The following is a 20,342-nucleotide window of genomic DNA, read 5'->3' as shown; positions in this document are numbered from 1 at the left end:
ATGAAATGTGTTCCAGAAATCACCCAACAATAGGAGTTCTACCAAATGAATGACCAAAAATTATGCCACAATCCAGATATCCGTAAGGGAGAAGCTGAAGAGCTATTAGCAAAAGCTAATCAACAGTTAGGAGAAGCTTTAAAATCTTACCAGCAAGCACTAGATATCTATCAGGAGATGGGTGAAGAGACTGTTGCGACTCTCATCTCGTATCTGATCTCCCAGAGCAAAGTTCTGACTGTTACTGGCACTGATAAGTCTGGTAATTCTAGAATAAACTTAAGTGCTGCTAGTGGTATATTACCTAAGCGCTCAAGGATAAACCGTCGTAAGTGAAGCAAAAGTTAATAAACTATGTAATGTATCTCAATGCTTGAATGCCATTTCGATAAAGTTTACAATAGGTGCATCTCAATATTTGTCAATAAACAATTTTTCATAACAAAGTGTTTTAGTTGCTTATTTTCTCAATAAGCAACTCTTTATTTTTAAGCAAAAAGTTTTTTCATGCACTTGTCTTCTTTTATTCGCTTTGGTGTCATCGCACTGATTTTGTGTTTTTTAAACGCCTCAGTTGATCAGGGAAAACCATCATTAGTCAGCAGTCGTTATAACACTGTAAGTCATTCTTTTAGGACACTCTTACAAGCACAAAAATCTGAAACTTTAAAGAAAGAAGCAGAACGACTATATGAACAAGGAGTTAAACAATATGATAGTAGTCAGTTTCAAAAAGCCTTAGAAATCTTCCAAAAAGCGCTAGTTATTTATCAAGAAATAGGCGAGCAACAAGGAATTCTTGATACACTGAATAGCTTAGGAGCAGCTTCTAAAGAGCTAGGTCAATATTCGCAAGCACTGAAATTTTATCAGCAAGCGTTGGCGTTTAGTCGGGAAGTTAATGTTGGCAAAGTTCCCAATCAGGAAGAAAAGAAAGCAATTGGAATCATCCTTGATAATATTGGATCCGTTTATCAGTCTATGGGACAATCTTCTCAAGCACTGAAATACTATCAGCAAAGTCTTAGCTTAATGCAAGAAATAGAAGATAAACTAGGTATTGGTTCTGCTCTAAATAGTATTGGTGGAATCTATTACGAAACAGGACAATATGCCAAAGCGCTTAATTTGTTTCAACAAGCTTTAACCAGTGTCCGAAAAGCGAAATCCTCTCTAGAAGAAGCAAACAATCTTGAGAGTATTGGGCTTGTTTACAGCGAGATTGGTCAATATTCTCAAGCACTAAAATATTATCAGCAAGCTTTAGCTATTTGGGAAAAAATTGGTAACGAAGAAGGTAAAGCTACGAGTTACAATAACATTGGCTTTGCCTATAACCAGATGAAGAAGTACTCTGAAGCTCTCAATTATTATCAACAAGCTTTAGCAGTTTTTAAAAAGATAGATAATCAAACCAAGATTGGTAGCACTTTCAATAATATAGGGTTTGTCTATCAACAATTGGGACAGTATTCGCAAGCAATAGAATCTCTTGAGCAAGCGTTGACAATTCTCCAAAAAATCGGAGAACGCGCTGTCGTTGGACGTACCCTTGATAGTATGGGAAGCGCTTACAAAAGTATGGGCAAATATTCTCAAGCGTTAACATCATATCAGCAAGCATTAGCTGTGAGTCGAGAAGTTGGTGAGCGAGGTGCTGAACGAATTACACTTGGAAATATTGGAGATTTACTGGCGCGGCAAAATAAGCCACAATTAGCAATTATTTTCTACAAGCAATCTGTGAATGTAACTGAAGCTATACGCAACGAATTGCGATCGCTTCCACGAGAACAACAACAATCTTACACTGCAACTGTTGCCGATACTTATCGCCGTTTAGCTGATTTACTACTACAACAAGACAGAGTACTAGAAGCACAGCAAGTTTTAGATTTACTCAAGATTCAAGAACTAGATGATTACCTGCGCGATGTTCGAGGAAATGAAAAAACTTCCAAAGGAGTTGAGTCACCATCTCCAGAACAGTCAATTAATCAAGGATTAAAAGTGATAGCCGACAAACAAATTGAAATTAGTAGACAACTCGGCGATCTGCAAAAAATTCCACCCACTAACAGGAAACCTGAACAAAAAGAAAAAATCGTTGCACTGGAGGCAAATCTTCTCACCGAATTTAACCAATTCATTGATAGCCCAGAAGTGAATGCTTGGTTAAAACAACTTAGCCCAAAAGCTTTACAACAGATGATACCATTAAGTTTTTTAAATAGCTTGCGGGATAACTTGCAGCGTCTTAACCAAAATGCTGTTCTGTTGTATCCGTTGATTTTAGAAAACCGTCTAGAATTAGTCTTAGCAACTTCAAATGCACCACCAATTCATCGTACAGTTTCAATTAAAAAAGAAGAAGTCAATCGAGTTATCCTAGATTTTCGTCGTGCCTTAGAAGATCCTGAATCTAATGCTACAGTCCCAGCAGAAAAACTATATGAATTGTTAATTAAACCTATAGAACAAGACCTGTCAAATGCAGATGCTAAAACAATTATCTATGCTCCTGATGGACCATTACGTTACATACCCTTAGCTGCTTTATATGACGGCAAACAATGGTTAGCACAGCGCTTCCGCACTAACAATATTACTGCTGTCAGTTTAACAGATCTTGATACTCAACCTTTAGCTCAAATAAAAGTTTTAGCTGGAGCAACCACACAGCGTCGTGTTGTACAAATTGAGTCTACTTCATTAGCATTTAAAGCACTGGAATATGCAGGAGCAGAGGTCAAAAATCTCGCAACCATGATGCCAGGAACTAAAACACTTTTAGATGATGAATTTAACCGTCAAACTATCATTTCTTCTTTAAATATCTACACAATTATTCACATGGCAACTCATGCCAAATTTGTCAACGGTAAGCCAGAATACTCTTTTATTTTAATGGGCGATGGTGGTTTAATTAAGCTACCAGAGATTCAACAGTTATCTTTGCCAAATGTAGATTTGGTTGTGTTGAGTGCTTGTGAAACAGCAGTCGGTGATCAAATAGGTCAAGGAGAAGAAATTTTAGGTTTTGGTTACCAAATAGAGCGTACAGGAGCAAGAGCGGCGATCGCCTCTTTATGGGCTGTCAGCGATGGTGGAACAGAAGCTTTAATGAATGCCTTTTACGCCTTCTTAAGTCAAGGCAAAATGAGCAAGGCTGAAGCTTTACGTCAAGCGCAAATCGCAACAATTACAGGCGATTATTCAAAGATAACTCAAGACCAAGACAAAGGAATTCTCAAATCTACACGCGATAACCTACCAACACAAATCGCTAATCGTTTGAGTCATCCTTATTATTGGGCACCTTTCATTTTAATTGGTAATGGTTTGTAAATGCTTACATCAATCAATTTTTTTTATGCCAGACTCATTAATGTATCAAGAAGATTATTTTGTTGTTTTAGAAACCAACCAACCTGAACAATTTCTTTCTGCTTCAGAATTATTAGAGAAGCTCAAGGGAATTTTACAACAACTGAAATTTGAGGATTTGCCACGTGATTTGCACTCGTTTGATTCTATAGAAGCACAAGCAAAATATTTAATTGATACGAGTTGCGATTTAGATGTTGGTACTGGAAAATATTTGCAATGGTATGCGGTTCGTCTAGAAAAGTAAAGATGAGATATGATATTATCATGTCCGGATGAACACTTGTAATAAGAAATGACACGGGGACACACCGGACGCGGAGAGTTTTGAATTGATTTGTCATTCGGCAAAGATGATATGAGTCCTTAGTCATTAACAAAAAACTAAGGACTTATGAATAATCACTTTCAACTGAAATCCAAAATTCAAAGAATTTAAAATTTCAAAGTTTTAAATTTCTTAATTATTTTTGAATTTTGAATTTTGAATTTTGAATTGGAGCGAAGCGAGGGTTAGTTCAATTCTTTCTGATTCTGGCTGTGTCACTTTTACCTCTACTCCAGGACCAAAAAAACTGGTCATTTTTTCCTGCTTTTGTTGCCAAATATCAATTGGTACAGATGGCGAATCAAATTCCAAAATTAAAGCATAAGCTCCATCAATTTCTGTTTCTTGTAATCCTGTAACAACTGGTATATCATCATCTGTAGAACCAAGACCAAGAAACGAGAGCGCTTCGTATAAATGCACGTCTTGACCGTAGCGATATCGAGTAATGTCTTCGCGTATTTGATTTTGAGTAGAAGTTGCTTGCTCTTTTCTAAGTGTCAACACTTGTGGCGTCGTAGGTTGACTGAAGGGCACAGGCTTAAGCTCATTAGCTTTGAGTGCTAATCCTCCTAACAAAAGAGGAATTCCATAAAAAAACCCTACAAGATTGAGTGTAGCATTATTACCAGCGTAGGCAGCAAAACCAATGATAGTCAAAACACTGCCGATGCTTATACCGAGGGTTCCCAAGGAAATTTGGCGTAACATATTTTAGTTCGTTATGAATTCTAAGTACCTTAGTTTTTCTATCAAAATAGTACGGGAGGGTGAGAACCCCTACGATTTATCGAGGGGATGAAACCCGACGCGTAGGGCTTTAGCCCTTTGTTTCTCTTTCGATATACTCTCTAATTGCTTCTCGAATTAGGTCATTAATTGACCTCTCGGTTGACACTGAAATTTTCTTCAAGTCTTCATACTCTTTATCCGATAATCTTAGGTTGTATCGTTGCATCATCCCATAGATGTGTTAATCTGGGATTAGTTTAACACTACAGGATGAAAAACTCCAAAAACAAAACGTAGAGTTAAATGTTTCAAGCAAAAACAAAAGTAGCCGCACAGCCAAAAATTGGTCGAGGCGGGTAGGACTGTTTGAACCAGTCAAAGCCCCTTTGGGGCAGGACAACGTTGCTCCCGTTGTGGCTTGAGCCGCACTTCGCAACAACAGTTCTGAATCCACATTTTTCAAAGCGTGGAGAGTTCAACATCGGTGATCACGAACAACTTAGGGAAGAGCTTAAACTCTCCTTGCTTTAAAAAGCAGGGAGAGTTAAAAATTTAATTTGTACAAAATTTTACTTAATTGTATTCTGACTACTGAATTCAGAATTCTGTATTCTTCTCAAAATATATTATCGTAGATTGAAGTAGAAAAGAGGAACAGAAAAATGGAAGTACAGATTATAAAAGAACGAGTCGTTAAAGTTCAGAGTCAACGAGAGTATTTACTGAGTCTATTGGAACAACCAAACTTGGGAACTTTGAGAATTGACGTGAATCAAGCTTTAGAAGAAATGGATGAACTGGTTGATGAGTTTAAACGCACTTTTCCAGAAGCAGAAATTTAGGTGAGTCGTCAGAAACGATACTTTTGATAAAAAGCAGCGTCGGTGAAACTGTAACTTACAAGGTAACTTACAACTTGACCGACGATGCTTTTCGATAACTCCATATTCTCCTGTTCCAAGATACTTAGTTTTAGATTGATCAAGCTATTTCGCTGTATCATTTACCTTGTTGTCACCAGCTGTTGGCTCCAGTTTGTCCTAACTTTTTAACCAAAGCAATAAGCTCGGTTGTTGGTGTGTCTTTCTTGCAAAAAGCGTCCAAGCTACCCAATTCCCTCGTTTCCTGACACTTAGTGTCTTCTACTGAGGAGTAAGCAATGATTTGAGTATTTGGAGCAATGGCTTTGATATGACCAGAGGCACGCCAACCATCCATGACTGGCATATGTAAATCTAGCACGATCACGTCAGGTTTATAACGTTTAACCATCTCTACAGCTTCTTGACCATTGCTGGCTAAACCAACAACTTGAATATTCTCTTGCCTAGAAAAGGCTAATTTTAGGGTTAAACGAGTCAGTTCGTGATCATCAACTACTAAAACACGCAATGTAGAAGGCTCACAGGATAACATTAACATCCACGTTAAAGAAAAACAACTTATGATAACCTTTACAGTTTATGAGAATAGCTGCTTACACTTACTCTATCCAATGGTTGAATAACTAATGTTGCCCAATTCAAGTATGAAATGAAAAAATCAACAAATGAGACTAGCTCTTTGTGCCTGGTACGTCTGCTCTATTCATATTGTCAATCAGCAACGCCGAATAACTTATGTGTTTCTATAGTAATTAGTTGAATATTTAAAAAAGATTAAATTTTTGCATAAACTTTTATGAAGTGAGTTCACTATCAAGATTTACAGCAGTTCTGTTTAAGTTGTGACATAAAAGTATGAAATAAATATAAAGAAATATCCGCCTTACTCGCTACACTTAAATTCACGCATTCGCTCATTTGCTGCCGTAGGCAGCGAATTGCCTATCAGGCTGCAAGTTGGACTGCTTGAATCACTCAAAGCCACCAGAGTTCAAGAAGTAACCTTATCGTTAGTATTGCTGAGGGGCTAAGAACTGTTTGTGAAATAAACCTCTCAGCAATACTCTCAGCAACATAACAAGCTAGACGATGCTTCCAGAGGAAGTCGCACCTGGCGCGATCAGCGCATGCGAGTTTAAAGCCATTGACATAAGAATTTTTTGTGAACTAGCTTCTGGGATTTCTTCACCAGGACGTCTTTGAATGTACCTACCATCTGGCTGTAACTCCCAAGCTTGACGATTATCTGCCAGCATAATTCCTAAGATTTCTTGCAAATCTTTAGCAATATCTGTATCTAAGATTGGGGTAATAACTTCAACCCGACGATCTAAATTACGTCGCATCCAGTCAGCACTACCGATGTAGATTTCCTCCTGCCCATTGTTATAAAAATAGAAAATGCGGGAGTGTTCTAAAAAGCGACCAACGATACTGATAACGCGAATATTTTCACTGATATCTTTGAGTCCAGGACGCAAACAGCAAATTCCACGCACAATCAAATCAATCTGCACGCCAACGCGGGAAGCTTCGTATAAATGGCAGATAATTTCTGGGTCTACCAATGAATTCATTTTGGCAACAATCCGCCCACTCATGCCATTATGAACATTCTCCATTTCTCGCTGAATCATAGAAATGAAGCGATCGCGCATCGTCACGGGTGCAACCAAAAGTTTTCGGTATGACTTTTGCCGCGAGTATCCTGTTAAGAAATTGAAAACATCTGTGACATCAGCTCCCAAGTCTTCATGGCAAGTAAATAATCCCAAATCTGTGTACAAGCGTGCCGTTTTATGGTTATAATTACCAGTCCCAATATGTACATAGCGAGAAATGCGTTCTTGTTCGCGCCGCACAATCATAATCAGTTTACAGTGAGTTTTTAGACCAACCAAACCATAAACTACGTGAACTCCAACGCTTTCCAACCGCTTCGCCCAATAGATATTATTCTCTTCATCAAACCGCGCTTTCAGTTCCACCAGTACAGAGACTTGCTTGCCATTTTCAGCAGCAGCAATTAAAGCATTCACTATCGGTGAGTCAAAAGAAGTCCGATAAAGAGTCATCTTAATTGCTAGTACATTCGGATCATAAGCTGCATAGGTTATGAAGTTTACCACAGAACTCGAAAAGGATTGATACGGATGGTGTACAAATAAATCCTTTTCGCGAATGATTGTAAAAAAATCTTTTCCTTCTTCTATCTCGCGTATCTCTGGGTTTATGCTTGCGTCTTTAATTCTTTGTAAGCGAGGATGTACAACAGATTGCCAAGGTTGGTCTTTGAGTTCTGGAACGGGCAAAGACATGAAGTACATCATATCCTTGAGTCCCATGATGCCGTCTACTTCGTAGACATCATTTTCTTCTAATTCTAAATCCTCTAACAGTCGTTTTCTGATGGATTCAGGAGTTTGAGAATGTATTTCTAACCGTAAAGGACTCCCGCCAACGCGCCGTTTTCGCAGTTCCTGTTCAATCGCCAACAGCAAGTCATCGGCTTCATCTTCTTTTAATGCCAGGTCACCATCACGGGTTATACGGAAAGTATGGTATTCTTGTATATTCATTCCTGGAAAGAGGGACTCCAAGTTATGGGCGATCGCCTGTTCCAAAGGAACACCAGTCCAGACTGCTGGTTGATCGTGAGCTTGAATTCCCAAATCTGGCGGTAAAGCCAAAAATCGTGGCAAAACTGTTGGAACTTTGACTCTGGCAAACAATTCCTCTTCTGTTTCCGGGTTTTTGACGACAACAGCCAAATTCAAGCTGAGATTGGAAATATAAGGAAAAGGATGGCTGGGATCAACAGCAAGAGGAGTCACAACAGGGAAAACTTGCTCTTCGTAGTATTTGTCTAAATAACTTCTCTGCTTTGGACTTAAATCTATGTAATCTAAGATATGTATACCGTGATTTGCAAGTTCAGGTCGCAGAACTTTCTCAAATTGTTCATGTTCTTTGGCAACTAATGGACGCAGCGTAGAGCTAATTTCGTCTAGTTGCTGTTGTGGTGTGCGACCATCAGAAGCGAGCAAGCTGACTTTTGCTTCTACTTGTTGCTTGAGTGCTGCAACGCGCACCATAAAGAACTCATCCAGGTTAGAACTCCATATTGCTAAAAACTTCAGGCGTTCTAGAAGGGGCGTTCGTGAGTCGCAGGCTTCATGTAAGACCCTTTTGTTAAACTCTAGCCAGCTTAACTCTCGGTTGAAATAGTATTGAGGGTCGTTGAGATTGATTTGATGAGCGGTCTTCTTTGATTTTGGCATGATGACCACAAAAAGGAAGGTGTAGCTTAACACAACTCGGATAGCATACTAAACATAGTAGAGGAAAAAAAGCCATCACTTCTATCTCAAGGCAAAGAGAAAGGGAAATTTGCGAAAGGATTGGGAAAGTTGGGTTGAACGATGCGGACACCCGAATCAAAACAGCTAGATGGAGGAGTGTTCGACCAAGTAGAGATGCTTACTGGGTAGATTTCAAACTTTGCGACACTAACCTCAATTCTAGAGAGCGATCGCTTTTTTTAAGAAAATTCATCAAAAGGAGTCATTGTTGTGGTTACATGTAAAATCCTGTCAGTAGTTTTTTTCAGCGCGGCTTTAATGGTATTGAGTATAAGGAAAGCTACTGCTGTAACTTTCAGTGATGCTCCATTGTTTCAAGATGTTGCCAGCTACACGACAACTATCACAGCTAATAACGATTTAGCCGATATCTACTACCCCAATCCATCAAATTTAAAGACTAGTAATTATTCATTTCCTGTGGCACTTTTGTTGCAAGGTTCAAATATTGATAAATCAAATTACTCCAATTACGCTAATTTAGTAGCCCGCTACGGATTTGTGGTAGTTGTACCCAATCACCTAAGAACTATGCCACAAACTGGTATGATAGGACTTTTACCTGAACCCTCACAAATTAATGCTGTTTTGTCACAGATGAAGGCAGATTCGGAAAGTCCGACTTCGCCTGTGAGTGGTATTGTTGATACACAAAAATTAGGCTTGCTTGGTCATTCTGCAGGAGGCTATGCCGGATTAGCTGCGATTGCAAACGCTTGTCTTCCCTTTTTTTGTGAAGACTCTTTCAACCGACCACCAGAACTGAAAGCAGGAGTGTTTTTCGGTTCTTTTCTACGAAATCTATCAACTCAAGAGTTTGTCCCTATCAATAATTCAGGAATTCCTGTTGCCTTGTTACACGGGACGCTTGATAGCATAAATACTATTGAGACAGCAAAGTTAACTTACGAGCAAATTCAAGATTCGCCCAAATTATTTGTCACCATTGATGGTGCCAACCACTACGGGATTACGAATATTAATGACCCTTCAAAGTCTGGATTTGAGAAGAACACACCTACCATAGCTCAAGATGTAGCAACTGAAACTATCGCCCGTTGGAGTGGATTGTTTTTACGTGCCAGCATTCTTGGTGACAAAAGTGCTTTTGATTATGTCTATTTTACAGGTGATGTGAAAGATACAAATGTCAGTGTCACCAAACAAATAAAGCCAATTCCTGAAGCACCCTTAACATTGGGAGTGATGCTAATAAGTACCTGGAGTGTTTTATCGCGATTGAAAAAATCGCGATTGAAAAAAAAGTTATCAACTCGGAAATATCTATGTTTCAAGCGACTCGTCGCCGTCTTGCCATATGGTACACTGCTGTGACAGCTGTGCTACTACTGTTGTTTGCAACTGGAGTGTATTTATATGTGCGTAGTACACTGATTGAACGGATTGATGATACCTTGAATCATGTGGTGGAAGTTGTCGAGCGATCGCTCGTTATTGAGGCAGTAAACTCAGACTTGAGTCAATCTCGTATAAATGTAGAAGCTAGTTTTCGTGACAATACTGACACCGCAGAAGATGACCACATTGACTTAGAATGGTTTAGCCCTACTGAAGAATTACTTTGGTCTACTTTCTCACAACCTTTAAATCTTCCACTACACTTTAACACAACAGGTGAGACTGTAAAAGTTGTCAGGAAAGAGGACAAATCAATTCAAAATTTGGAATCTTTCTCCACTTCTCCACTCGTTCTGAGACAAGTGACACAACGGGTGCAAGTTGGTAGGCAAGTATTAGGATATTTGCGTGTTAGTCATCCGTGGTTTGAAGTTACAAAACCCAGTCGTCAGTTGATTTTTGATTTAGCACTGGGGACAGGATTAATGGTATTTTCTGTTGCAGCAAGTGGCTGGTTTCTTTCAGGTAAAGCGATGGAACCAGTACACGAATCCTATCAACGTCTCAAACAGTTTACCGCTGATGCTTCTCACGAATTAAGAAGTCCAATTACCTTGATTCAAACTAATGTGCAAGTTGCACTAACTGATTTGGAATTAGCTGAGTCAGAAGGTTTTATTCCATCCCACTATCGGCAACAATTAAAAGTGGTGGAACGCCTCACCCAACGTTTAGGTAAGTTAGTTAACGACTTACTCTTTTTAGCAAGACAAGATAGTGGTTTAATCAAAGAGATTTTTTCTCCTTGTCCTGTTGATGCTTTGTTAATAGAAGTCGTTGAAGAACAACAACTGTTAGCGACAGAAAAAAAGATTACCCTCTCTCTAGATTTGATTGACCCTCCTGTTTGCGAAACTGATCCTGAATTACTGGATAATTGGTTTACAGTTGTTGGCAACTGGGATCAGCTGATACGACTGTTTACAAATTTGATCAGCAATGCCTTACAATATACTCCCCCTCAAGGACGCGTGAATGTGGAATTAGCACGTATTGAGGTGACAAATGGTGTTTCTGGACTGCGTTACAACTCTCCACAGTTACTCTTTAAGGTAAAGGATACTGGAATTGGTATCCCTACCGAGGCGCTACCCCATTTGTTTGACCGTTTTTACCGAGTTGATCCAGCACGTACTCACACAACCGAAAGTATCGTAACACGAAGTACAACTGGCTCAACTGGATCAGGATTGGGGCTGGCGATCGCTCAAGCTATAGTTAAAAACCACCAAGGTCAAATTCAAATAGAAAGTCGTCAAGGCACGGGCACTATTGTCACTGTTATTTTACCCGTTACTTTGGATTCTTAACAAATATTTCTTGTGATAGATTTAAGGGTGCTTCCTGTGACAGATGCATAGAAGTATCTTTAGCTAATAAGTTAATGGCAATGCTTGATGAAGTGAGCAAAAAAATCTAGCAATTTGACATGACTACTTCTGAGACATTTCTAAGTAGTTTTACAAATTGCTAGATTTCTTTTGGAAAAATTCGCTTTTAGCATCAATCATTATATAAAAACTCATGTTTTGAGGAGGATGAATGACAAATACTCCAAAATCTGTAGATGAAAACCAATCATCTCCTATCGCTTCAAAAGATATCCCTTTTTTAGAGAAGGTAAAGGCTAAAGGTAACCTAGAGGATATCTATGACGCGAGGGACTTTACTGAAATCGTTTTCCGTGTAATGCGTGACCTGATGACCACGGAAGCTGCAGATCGAGTTGCTGAAGAACTAGAAGGTAAGCCAGCTGAAATCAGTGATGACAAAGCGCTGCAAAATGATATTGTAGAGCTTTGGAAAGATACAAATCCAATTGTGGGTTTCTTGAGTCGTGTTCGCCCACCTTGGCAAGGTCCTGGTATTTTTAAAATTGATTCCGACCGCTTTTTATTCCGAGTCGCAAATGAAGGTGGATTACCACCCAATGTAGACCGAGAACAGGCTGTTAAGGCTGTATTCTCTGCAACGAAAGACGAATTATCTCAAGAAAGAATTCAGGAAATTGCAAGTTGGTTACCTGATAAGGTTCGCCAACTCTGGGAAGAAGCATAACAAATTCAAAAGTTATTAGGAGTTAAGAATTAGGAGTAAAATTCCAATTCTTGGCTCCTTATTTATGACTTAATACCAAGTTGTTTTCTAATATGTCATTCTGACCGGAGGGAAGAATCTCTAACCAGTCAATTATCAGTTACCAGTTATCAATTATCGATTTGATAATTGCTCATTGTTCATTGTTCATTGATTCTTGACAATTCAAGCATTTTTGCAAAAAGTCTAATATAATACGGTTCTGTTTTCTTACGAAAGCGCTAAAGAGTAATAACTAAACTTCTGATTTCATTTCATCAATCTCAAATAAAGAAACTAGAACCCCGGTAATCGGAATAGAAATAAAAAGTCCCAATAGACCTGCAACTTTAGCTCCAACAAGTAAAGCAAAGAAAACAACAACCGGATTAAGATTGAGAGCACCTTGCATAATTCGAGGCGTAATTAAGTTATCTTGTATTTGTTGAAGTATGATGCAAGCTACCAAGACTTTAAACGCCATCCAAACACTTTGTGATAACACAATTAGAGTAATGACACTAATTCCTAATGTAGCTCCAATACCAGGAATGATGTCTAGTATTCCGACAATAAATGATAATATCAATCCAAAAGGTACTTTTAATATCAAGAAAACAAGAAAAGTTGAAGATGTTAAAAATAAAGTTAATATCAACTGACCTCGAAAAAAGCCTAAGAAGTTGCGCTTGATTATATTTGTAAATCTATCTCGTCGTTTCTGTGGTACTGTTTTGATCAATAAATACCAAAGCTTTTCGCCATCTAATAACAGAAAAAAAGCGACGACTGCAATCAAGATAAAAGTCACAAAATTAGTAATCATGCTTTGGAATATATTTAAACTATTAACAAGTATAGATATAGCTTGATTACGTAATTGTTCTTCAATGACGCTTAAATCTATTGGTAAATTACGTTTACGAAATAAATTCTCAATTTGCTCTATTAATGGTATTAAAGAGTTTAAGAATGCGGTGAAGCTGTCAATTAATTGTTGTCCTTGAGATAAAACTGCTAAGCCTACAGTAATTGTCAAACCACCAAGAAGTATTATGCTTAATAAAAAAACAACAATAACAGCTACACCATGTGGTAGAAAAGGTCGCAGCCATTGTACAGGATAACTCAACAAAAAAGCTAAAATTGCAGCAAATGTAAAAACAACAATAACTGATTGAAAATACTCTATAAGCAGTACAATTGCGCATCCAGAAGCAACTAAGAGCAAAAAACGAACTAACGTCACATTGTTCAGGCGATACCAAAAATTGTTGCCATCAAAACCACTCATATATTTTTCAGAAAAGCCTAATTAAGGTCAATTAAATCCAGCAGTGTAGAACTATCAAGTTAAATTTCAGATTTTATATTAGGTTTTGTGGTCTCTTTACCAAGTATAGAGATACAAAAAATCTACTGGTTTTCAGATAATGAGTGACAATTATCAACATCCATGAATGATTCAAAATCTAAAATTTAAAATTGATGGTTTTAAATTGACACAAATCTACTGGCTCTCGCCACTTCCTTCAAGCATATCCTTAGCATATCCTTAAGGATATTTTCAGGCTCTTCCAAATTATCGTCCCAAATCGTGGAGCATGTTAATTGCTGCTGTACACTCTTGCGTTAACGCCTCCAATTCCTCTTTCTCATCAGAATTGGGAGCATCAATCAATTTGCCGATTCGCACTGTCACTGGAACTGGACGAGGAATCGAACCTTGTTGTTCAATCGCCTGAGTTCCCCACAAACATATGGGCAAAAGTGGAACTTTTGCTTTAGCAGCAATCAGCGCTGCACCTCTTTTAGGATCTGTAATGCGTCCATCCGGAGTACGTGTTCCTTGCAAAAAAATACCCACAGCCCAGCCATCATCAAGATACTTCATCGCAGCACGGATAGCAGTGCGATCGGCACTTCCTCGACTCACAGGATAAGCACCGTATAACTGAATTGCTTTGTTCAAAACTGGAATTTTAAACAGTTCTTCCTTTGCCATATAGGCAACTGGACGACGTACGCAATTAGAAACAATGGGTGGATCATAGTTACTCGCATGATTACTAACAACCACTAATGGTCCAGTTTGAGGGACATTTTCAGCACCATAAATCCGTCCTTTAAAGTAAACGTGAAACATGGGACTGACCACTGACCACTTAAAAGCGTGGTAAAGTAACAAACTTACAGACGGTTCACGGCTTTGAGACATGGTGAAGTGGAAGGGGAGATGAGGAGTGAAGGAAGGAGGGAGTCAAGGAGTAACAAAGGAAGATAAACAGATGAATTTATCTTCCCTGTCTTTTCCTATATCCCTTAGTTTGCCAGTACCTTTAAATCAGCCACACCGCTGATATTTTCTAAGATTAAATCACAGCAAGTACGTTTAATTAAACCAGTTAGCACATTACCAGGACCAACTTCTACGACTCGCTCAATACCATTTTCTGGTAATGCTAGTGAAATTTCTCGCCATCGCACTCCTCCAGTCATTTGTTGGATTAAACGTTTTTTTAAAACAGCCGCATCAACAGTGGAAACTGGTTCTACGTTTGATAAAACTGGCACAAAAGCTTGGTGAAATTCGACAGATTCTAAAATATCTTGGAATTCAGTAGCAGCCGCTGCCATTAGAGGTGAGTGAAATGCTCCAGACACATTCAGAGGTTTAGCACGCTTTGCCTTCACTCGTGATATTACGGCTTCTACTGCTGTGGGCGTGCCTGATATAACCACTTGAGCCGGACTATTGTCGTTTGCTACCACCGCGTCTGGAGTTTCAGCAATGACTTTTTCTAACAGTTCGCGATCAAAGTTCATTAAAGCTACCATCGTACCACCTACGCTACTTTCCATGAGTTCGGCACGACGCTTTACCAAGCGCAACCCAACAGACCATTCGAGTACGCCAGCCACATACAGGGCAACATATTCTCCTAAGCTGTGACCTGCAACTAAATTCGGTTTTTCTTTTTCTCGTAAAATATCAGCAAGAATGCTTTCTACAACGTATAAACAAGGCTGCGTATACAGAGTGTGCGATAGCTTTTCGGCATTGTTCTGACAGATTTCAATCACAGACCAGCCTAATATGTCTTCGGCTTGAGCAAATTTTTTTTGCGTAGATGGCACATCTAGTAAGTCTATTCCCATTCCCTGAGACTGTGAACCTTGTCCAGGAAACACCCATGCAGTTTTAGTCATTGGTCATTAGTCATTGGTCATTATGAGGCAGTGCTCGAAAGCGGGTTTCATAGGCTACAAGAGCCAATGCGGACGCCACATGCAGCTTGATGGGAGACAAGGACTGCTCTACTTGGCTCGTCTTAGGGTCTCCCCAGGACGAGTATTTGGCGTCAGCTACCGTTAATTGGTCATTAATCAAGAGTTTCTCTGGCTTGACTTTTAACTATCTTCCCCACTGGAAGATGATTGCACCCCAGGTCAGTCCAGCACCAAAGCCAGAAGCAGCAATAATATCGCCCGTTTTGATTTTACCCTGCCGCACTGCTTCATCTAAAGCAAGAGGAATGGAAGCGGCAGAAGTGTTGCCGTAATTGGCGAGATTACTAATAACTTTGTGTTCTGGAATATTCAGGCGCACAGCAACAGCGTCGAGAATGCGCTGATTTGCCTGGTGCAATAAAAGCCAATCTATTTGGTCAACATTAAGGTTGGCGCGAAACAAAGCTTTGTCAATAACTTCTGGTACTTTTTGCACGGCAAAACGGTATACTTCTTTGCCGTTCATGGTGATGGGTTGGAAGTTACCTTTGCCAACATTGACGCCTTGAGTGAGTTCTATGGCTTCAGATGCATACGCAAGGTTCAGGCAGTTGTTCTGAGTTCCGTCGCTCCTGAGTTCAAATCCTAACAAGCAATCCTTTTGGTTTGCCTGTATGACCACAGCTCCTGCACCATCACCGAACAAAACACAAGTACGTCGATCCTGCCAATCTACCCAACGAGAGAGGACATCCGCTCCAACAAGCAGTACGTTTTGATAGACGCCAGTCCTGATGTATTGAGCGGCGGTAACTAGTCCAAACACAAACCCAGAACACGCTGCCGTTAAGTCAAAGGCTACCGCGTTGGTTGCTCCCAATTGGGCTTGAATTTGACAAGCACTGCCAAATAAATCATCAGGAGTAGAGGTCGCTAAGAGAATTAAATCCAACTCGTGTGGATAAATTCCAGCCATCGCGATCGCCTGCTGACTTGCAGCAGTCGCAAGCTCAGTGATACTTTCACTTGCTTTTGCCAATCGCCGTTGACGAATTCCTGTTCTTGTGGTAATCCATTCGTCTGATGTCTCAACCAGTTCTGTTAGTGCCTGGTTGTCCAGGAAGATTTCTGGTGCTTGTGACCCACTTCCTGTGATTGCGATTCCTAAATTTTGCACTCTGGCATCTCCAAAGCTATCAGCTTTTTGTCCTTTGTCAGATCCGTTCTGTTGGTAGAAGCCTGCCCTACGGGCATAGCTGGGTTCCGAACTAGTGTGCTCAAAGGAGGTACCCCTTGCACCGACAGTCGGGCATTTGCTCTTGGCAGTTCTTCATTGAGAGAACCCCAATCAAGAACTGCCTCACCAACGCAATGGCTCCTAATGACTAATGACCAATGATTATTGCTAACCACTCTCGCGCTGAATGCTTTGATATTGAGACTGAATTCTGTGCAAAACGCGGTTATCTACAGCTTCTTTTGCCATGCGAATTGCATTAAAAATCGAAGGTGCTTGGGAGCTACCATGACTAATAATGCAAATTCCATCAACGCCTAAAAGCAAGGCACCCCCATGTTCTGCATGATCCATGCGCTGCTTTATTCGCTTGAGGTTTGGTTTTAAAATTGCTGTCCCAATTTGACCGTGCAATCCTTGGGGTAATTCTTCCCGCAGAATCTGCAGCATGACTTCCCCAATCGCTTCGGCAAATTTTAATAACACGTTTCCCACAAACCCATCGCACACAATCACATCAAAGTGACCGGAAAGGACATCACGTCCTTCAGCATTGCCGATAAATGAAATCTGGGGGTTTTCACGCAGCAGTTGGTTAGCACGAACGGCTGCGTCGTTGCCTTTAGTGTCTTCTTCACCGATGTTCAACAAACCTACTTTGGGTTCTGGAATACCCAGTACATACTGTGTATAAATAGACCCCATAACAGCAAACTGCTCTAGAAACTTAGGACGGCAGTCTACGTTGGCACCGACATCCAGTATGAGTACTGGTTTACCTGCTACCATCGTCGGGAACACCGCACCAATTGCTGGACGGTCAATTCCTCGGAGTCGTCCCAAGCGGAGCAAAGCTGCTGCCATTGCTGCCCCAGAGTGACCTGCAGAAACCACAGCATCAGCCTGCTGAGTTTTGACCAAATCCATTGCGACGTTGATTGAAGCCTTGGGTTTGCGTCTGATGGCGCTTAAAGGCTCCTCGTCCATTGTGATCGTTCCTTCTGCAGGAACGATCTCTAGCTGCCCCAGATGAGTTTTTGGCGGCAGTTTGCTTTCTATTTGTTGGGGATCGCCCACTAATAAGACTTCTACACCCAATTCTTCTCGTGCTCGCAGTGAGCCAGCAACGATTTCACCGGGTGCGTGATCCCCTCCCATTGCATCAATTGCGATCCGTGCGCAAGTCGATCCCATTGCTCAGAGCTTTTAGAAACCTTACAAATTTTACCAGATGCCTCTACTGAAAGTAGTGGATATTCTGAATGAAGGCAAAAGTGATGAAGTCTAAATTATAAAATTTTCAAGCTTCATCCTAATTCCTTCACGTTTTCTTATGAATTCTGCCAAGCTCAACATAACATGAATTTCCTCCATAAAATGACGAGCAAAACTACGGCGTTGAGAATGAAATTTTATCGCTTTCACAAAAACGGCATTTTTGCAGTATAAAAAACACAGGCTTGCTTAAAATCAAAAAATTAGCCTGATTTCAGCGCTAACCTCAGAAAATGTTGGATAGACAAAAATGAGTCGCCTGACAGCAAGAACTAGATTCACCCATAGCACAAGATGACAACCCTCCATGCCCAAATATTATGAAGTGAAGGTTATACTTTCTACAAAAACTTCTTTATCTACCGCTTCATGAAAAAACTAAAAAATCTGCCAATCCTTCGGGTCTCGCCAGCTTTGTACGACAGTTGTTGCCTACCGAGGAGCCAGTCATCATCCGTGATATCCTTAGGGCGTTGGAAAACGCCAGTTTCTAGAATGGGTGGGAACTCCGGTGGATGAGCTCTCTTCCTATAGGACAGAGTGCTCGCACAAAGCAAACAGCACTCCCCTGATTAAGTTTTACCATTTCACATTCATTGGTGATATAAATCTTTTCTTTGCTGCTTTCTTGCTCAAGGCAAGAGAATTGTTTAATTCTGTCAACCTTAAAGTGAAATGGTATCAACAATCGCTTCTAAGCAGGCGTTGTTAACGCATCCGGTTAAGGATTCGCAGAAAATGGCATCTTTACATGTTTAAATTCAATGCTGCTTCCGCATGGCAAACTAGGGCGGTTATCATAACTCAATGCTTAATAGCAGGGAAGACTTGCATAATAATACACAAAACAACGTAGCACATTTTACAGAGGCAGTGAAGCATGCTGGAATTGTTTGGTTCAGGTTTGATTTCTATTTGGTTAGAAATGGCAGGAGTTAATGTCAAGCCTATAGATGCTTTGGATATCTTAGCTTGGCAAGGTAGCCCCGGCCTAGTTCTTGCCGCCGATCCAAATCCAGCTGGGGCAAGTACAGTGTTGGAATATCTTAAGGGACTACAAACATTAAAATTAGTGGCACCCAATCAAATCCAGAGCCAGGGAATTTGGATACAATCAGGACCGATGCTTATGGCTAATCACGAAGGCACGACTCCTCTACCGGCTGCTTCCTTAACCAAAGTTGCTACCTCACTCGTTGCTTTAAAGAATTTTGGTCCAGATCACCAATTTCAAACTTTGGTCAGTGCTACAGGACCGTTGCATAATGGAGTCTTACAGGGTGATTTAGTGATTACAGGTGGTGGTGATCCGTTGTTTGTTTCGGAGGAAGTGATTGCCATTGGTAATAGTCTCAATAAGATTGGCATTAAGCGAGTTACAGGAAATTTGGTGATTACTGGCAATTTTGCCATGAATTTCCAACGTCATCCACTGCTAGCAGGTCAAATACTCAAGCAAGCCTTGAATTCTGCAACTTGGTCCCGTGGAGTCACTTTCCAACACTCGCTGATGCCGAAAGGAACTCCTAAGCCTCAAATTGTCATTGCTGGGGGAGTCAAAGTCCAAGCACAAGCAAATCCCCAACAGACCTTGCTACTGCGTCACTACTCGTTACCCTTAAAACAAATTATCAGGGAAATGAACGTCTTCAGTAACAATGAAATGGCTCAGATGCTAGCAGATGCTGTGGGAGGAGCGCAAGTTGTGCAATCAACCGCTGCTAGACTTGCAAGAGTACCACACTCAGAAATTCAGTTAATCAACGGTTCAGGGTTAGGGCAGGAAAATCGCATTTCTCCCAGAGCAGTTTGTGCTATGTTTATGGCGATTCAACAAGAAGCACTTACCTATCAGTTGACATTAGCGGACTTGTTTCCCGTCTCAGGGATAGACAATCGTGGAACGATGCACTCCAGACACTTACCTACTGCTACAATCATGAAAACTGGGACTCTGCGAGATGTCAGTGCTTTAGCAGGAGTCGTACCTACACGCGATCGCGGTTTGGTCTGGTATGCCATCATTAACCGTGGTACAAACATTGGAGCTTTACGCGCTGGACAAGACCAATTGTTGCAACGTTTGGTGCAGCAATTACAAGTTGCAACAGGTGTCCCTGCGTCTCTTATTCCCCACATCACTACTAGCACAATACCTCAATTAGGCGCAGCTAATCGTAATGAGATGTTATACGGAGGCTAGTAAAAAATTCACGCATTCAAAATTCACGCATTCAAAAAGAAGAAATGAGCGTGCTGGTAAGTATTTGCTTATTAACCAATCAATTATCAGTTACCAGTTACCAGTTACCAGTTACCAGTTTGAAGAAGAATTCAGCAATTGGTGCAATTCTTGATTCAGAAGAAATAAATAAAGAATTGCGACTCCTGACCGGAGGCGGAGCTTTCCT

The 20,342-nt window shown here is 40.4% G+C and carries 17 protein-coding genes; 8 read left to right on the top strand and 9 right to left on the bottom strand.

Features of this window, described 5'->3' with window-relative positions; translation table 11 throughout:
* The first annotated feature begins 45 nt into the window (after positions 1 to 45).
* The 3 genes from DP117_RS11005 (at position 46) to DP117_RS10995 (ending at position 3,634) form a co-directional block, all read left to right on the top strand.
* On the top strand, positions 46 to 336 hold the full coding sequence (locus tag DP117_RS11005; RefSeq protein WP_169218346.1) for a hypothetical protein: 291 nt from the start codon (positions 46 to 48) through the stop codon (positions 334 to 336).
* A gap of 171 nt (positions 337 to 507) precedes the next feature.
* On the top strand, positions 508 to 3,348 hold the full coding sequence (locus DP117_RS11000; protein WP_169218345.1) for a tetratricopeptide repeat protein: 2,841 nt from the start codon (positions 508 to 510) through the stop codon (positions 3,346 to 3,348).
* A 25-nt stretch (positions 3,349 to 3,373) separates the two neighbouring features.
* Positions 3,374 to 3,634, top strand: coding sequence for a chlororespiratory reduction protein 7 (locus DP117_RS10995; protein ID WP_169218344.1), 261 nt, complete (start codon positions 3,374 to 3,376; stop codon positions 3,632 to 3,634).
* A gap of 213 nt (positions 3,635 to 3,847) precedes the next feature.
* Here the strand turns inward: DP117_RS10995 and DP117_RS10990 are convergent, their stop codons facing one another.
* A complete protein-coding gene (locus DP117_RS10990; RefSeq protein ID WP_169218343.1) occupies positions 3,848 to 4,426 on the bottom strand; it encodes a DUF2854 domain-containing protein in 579 nt (192 codons plus the stop codon).
* Positions 4,427 to 5,109: 683 nt separating this feature from the next.
* Here DP117_RS10990 and DP117_RS10980 point away from each other — a divergent pair.
* Positions 5,110 to 5,289, top strand: a complete 180-nt coding sequence (locus DP117_RS10980) for a hypothetical protein (protein WP_169218341.1) — start codon at positions 5,110 to 5,112, stop codon at positions 5,287 to 5,289.
* A 172-nt stretch (positions 5,290 to 5,461) separates the two neighbouring features.
* On the opposite strand, the gene DP117_RS10975 is transcribed toward DP117_RS10980, so the two are convergent.
* Positions 5,462 to 5,869: a response regulator transcription factor gene (locus DP117_RS10975; RefSeq protein ID WP_169218340.1), complete on the bottom strand. Its 408-nt coding sequence runs from the start codon at positions 5,867 to 5,869 to the stop codon at positions 5,462 to 5,464.
* A 544-nt stretch (positions 5,870 to 6,413) separates the two neighbouring features.
* Positions 6,414 to 8,612: a polyphosphate kinase 1 gene (gene ppk1 / locus DP117_RS10970; RefSeq protein WP_169218339.1), complete on the bottom strand. Its 2,199-nt coding sequence runs from the start codon at positions 8,610 to 8,612 to the stop codon at positions 6,414 to 6,416.
* Positions 8,613 to 8,903: 291 nt separating this feature from the next.
* On the opposite strand from ppk1, the gene DP117_RS10965 reads away from it, so the two are divergent.
* The 3 genes from DP117_RS10965 to DP117_RS10955 all read left to right on the top strand — a co-directional run bounded on the left by DP117_RS10965 (position 8,904) and on the right by DP117_RS10955 (position 12,170).
* On the top strand, positions 8,904 to 10,028 hold the full coding sequence (locus DP117_RS10965; protein ID WP_339381166.1) for an alpha/beta hydrolase: 1,125 nt from the start codon (positions 8,904 to 8,906) through the stop codon (positions 10,026 to 10,028).
* Positions 9,980 to 11,422, top strand: a complete 1,443-nt coding sequence (locus DP117_RS10960; protein WP_169218338.1) for a HAMP domain-containing sensor histidine kinase — start codon at positions 9,980 to 9,982, stop codon at positions 11,420 to 11,422. The genes DP117_RS10965 and DP117_RS10960 overlap by 49 nt, the downstream gene beginning before the upstream one ends.
* A 232-nt stretch (positions 11,423 to 11,654) precedes the next feature.
* A complete protein-coding gene (locus DP117_RS10955; protein WP_169218337.1) occupies positions 11,655 to 12,170 on the top strand; it encodes a DUF2267 domain-containing protein in 516 nt (171 codons plus the stop codon).
* A gap of 274 nt (positions 12,171 to 12,444) precedes the next feature.
* Here the strand turns inward: DP117_RS10955 and DP117_RS10950 are convergent, their stop codons facing one another.
* The 6 genes from DP117_RS10950 to plsX all read right to left on the bottom strand — a co-directional run bounded on the left by DP117_RS10950 (position 12,445) and on the right by plsX (position 17,850).
* Entirely contained in the window at positions 12,445 to 13,482 is a 1,038-nt protein-coding gene (locus DP117_RS10950) for an AI-2E family transporter (protein ID WP_169218336.1), read from the bottom strand.
* 288 nt (positions 13,483 to 13,770) lie between these two features.
* Positions 13,771 to 14,406 carry a lysophospholipid acyltransferase family protein gene (locus DP117_RS10945; protein ID WP_169218335.1) on the bottom strand — a complete coding sequence of 212 codons (636 nt, stop codon included), beginning with the start codon at positions 14,404 to 14,406 and terminating at the stop codon, positions 13,771 to 13,773.
* 104 nt (positions 14,407 to 14,510) lie between these two features.
* Positions 14,511 to 15,398: an ACP S-malonyltransferase gene (fabD, locus tag DP117_RS10940; RefSeq protein ID WP_169218334.1), complete on the bottom strand. Its 888-nt coding sequence runs from the start codon at positions 15,396 to 15,398 to the stop codon at positions 14,511 to 14,513.
* Positions 15,399 to 15,603: 205 nt separating this feature from the next.
* Positions 15,604 to 16,596: a beta-ketoacyl-ACP synthase 3 gene (locus DP117_RS10935; RefSeq protein WP_169218333.1), complete on the bottom strand. Its 993-nt coding sequence runs from the start codon at positions 16,594 to 16,596 to the stop codon at positions 15,604 to 15,606.
* Positions 16,584 to 16,832, bottom strand: coding sequence for a hypothetical protein (locus DP117_RS10930; RefSeq protein ID WP_169218332.1), 249 nt, complete (start codon positions 16,830 to 16,832; stop codon positions 16,584 to 16,586). The genes DP117_RS10935 and DP117_RS10930 overlap by 13 nt, the downstream gene beginning before the upstream one ends.
* The gene (plsX, locus tag DP117_RS10925; protein ID WP_169218331.1) at positions 16,825 to 17,850 is read right to left on the bottom strand and encodes a phosphate acyltransferase PlsX; all 1,026 of its coding nucleotides are present in this window, start codon (positions 17,848 to 17,850) and stop codon (positions 16,825 to 16,827) included. Before plsX ends, DP117_RS10930 begins: the two co-directional genes overlap by 8 nt.
* Before the next feature lie 961 nt (positions 17,851 to 18,811).
* Here plsX and DP117_RS10920 point away from each other — a divergent pair.
* Positions 18,812 to 20,134 carry a D-alanyl-D-alanine carboxypeptidase gene (locus DP117_RS10920; protein ID WP_169218330.1) on the top strand — a complete coding sequence of 441 codons (1,323 nt, stop codon included), beginning with the start codon at positions 18,812 to 18,814 and terminating at the stop codon, positions 20,132 to 20,134.
* The last annotated feature ends 208 nt before the right edge of the window (positions 20,135 to 20,342 follow it).

Source organism: Brasilonema sp. UFV-L1 (assembly GCF_012912105.1).
Taxonomy (GTDB): Bacteria; Cyanobacteriota; Cyanobacteriia; order Cyanobacteriales; family Nostocaceae; genus Brasilonema.
The sequence above is the reverse complement of the archived record's forward strand: the minus strand, read 5'-3'. Positions and strand labels throughout refer to the sequence as shown.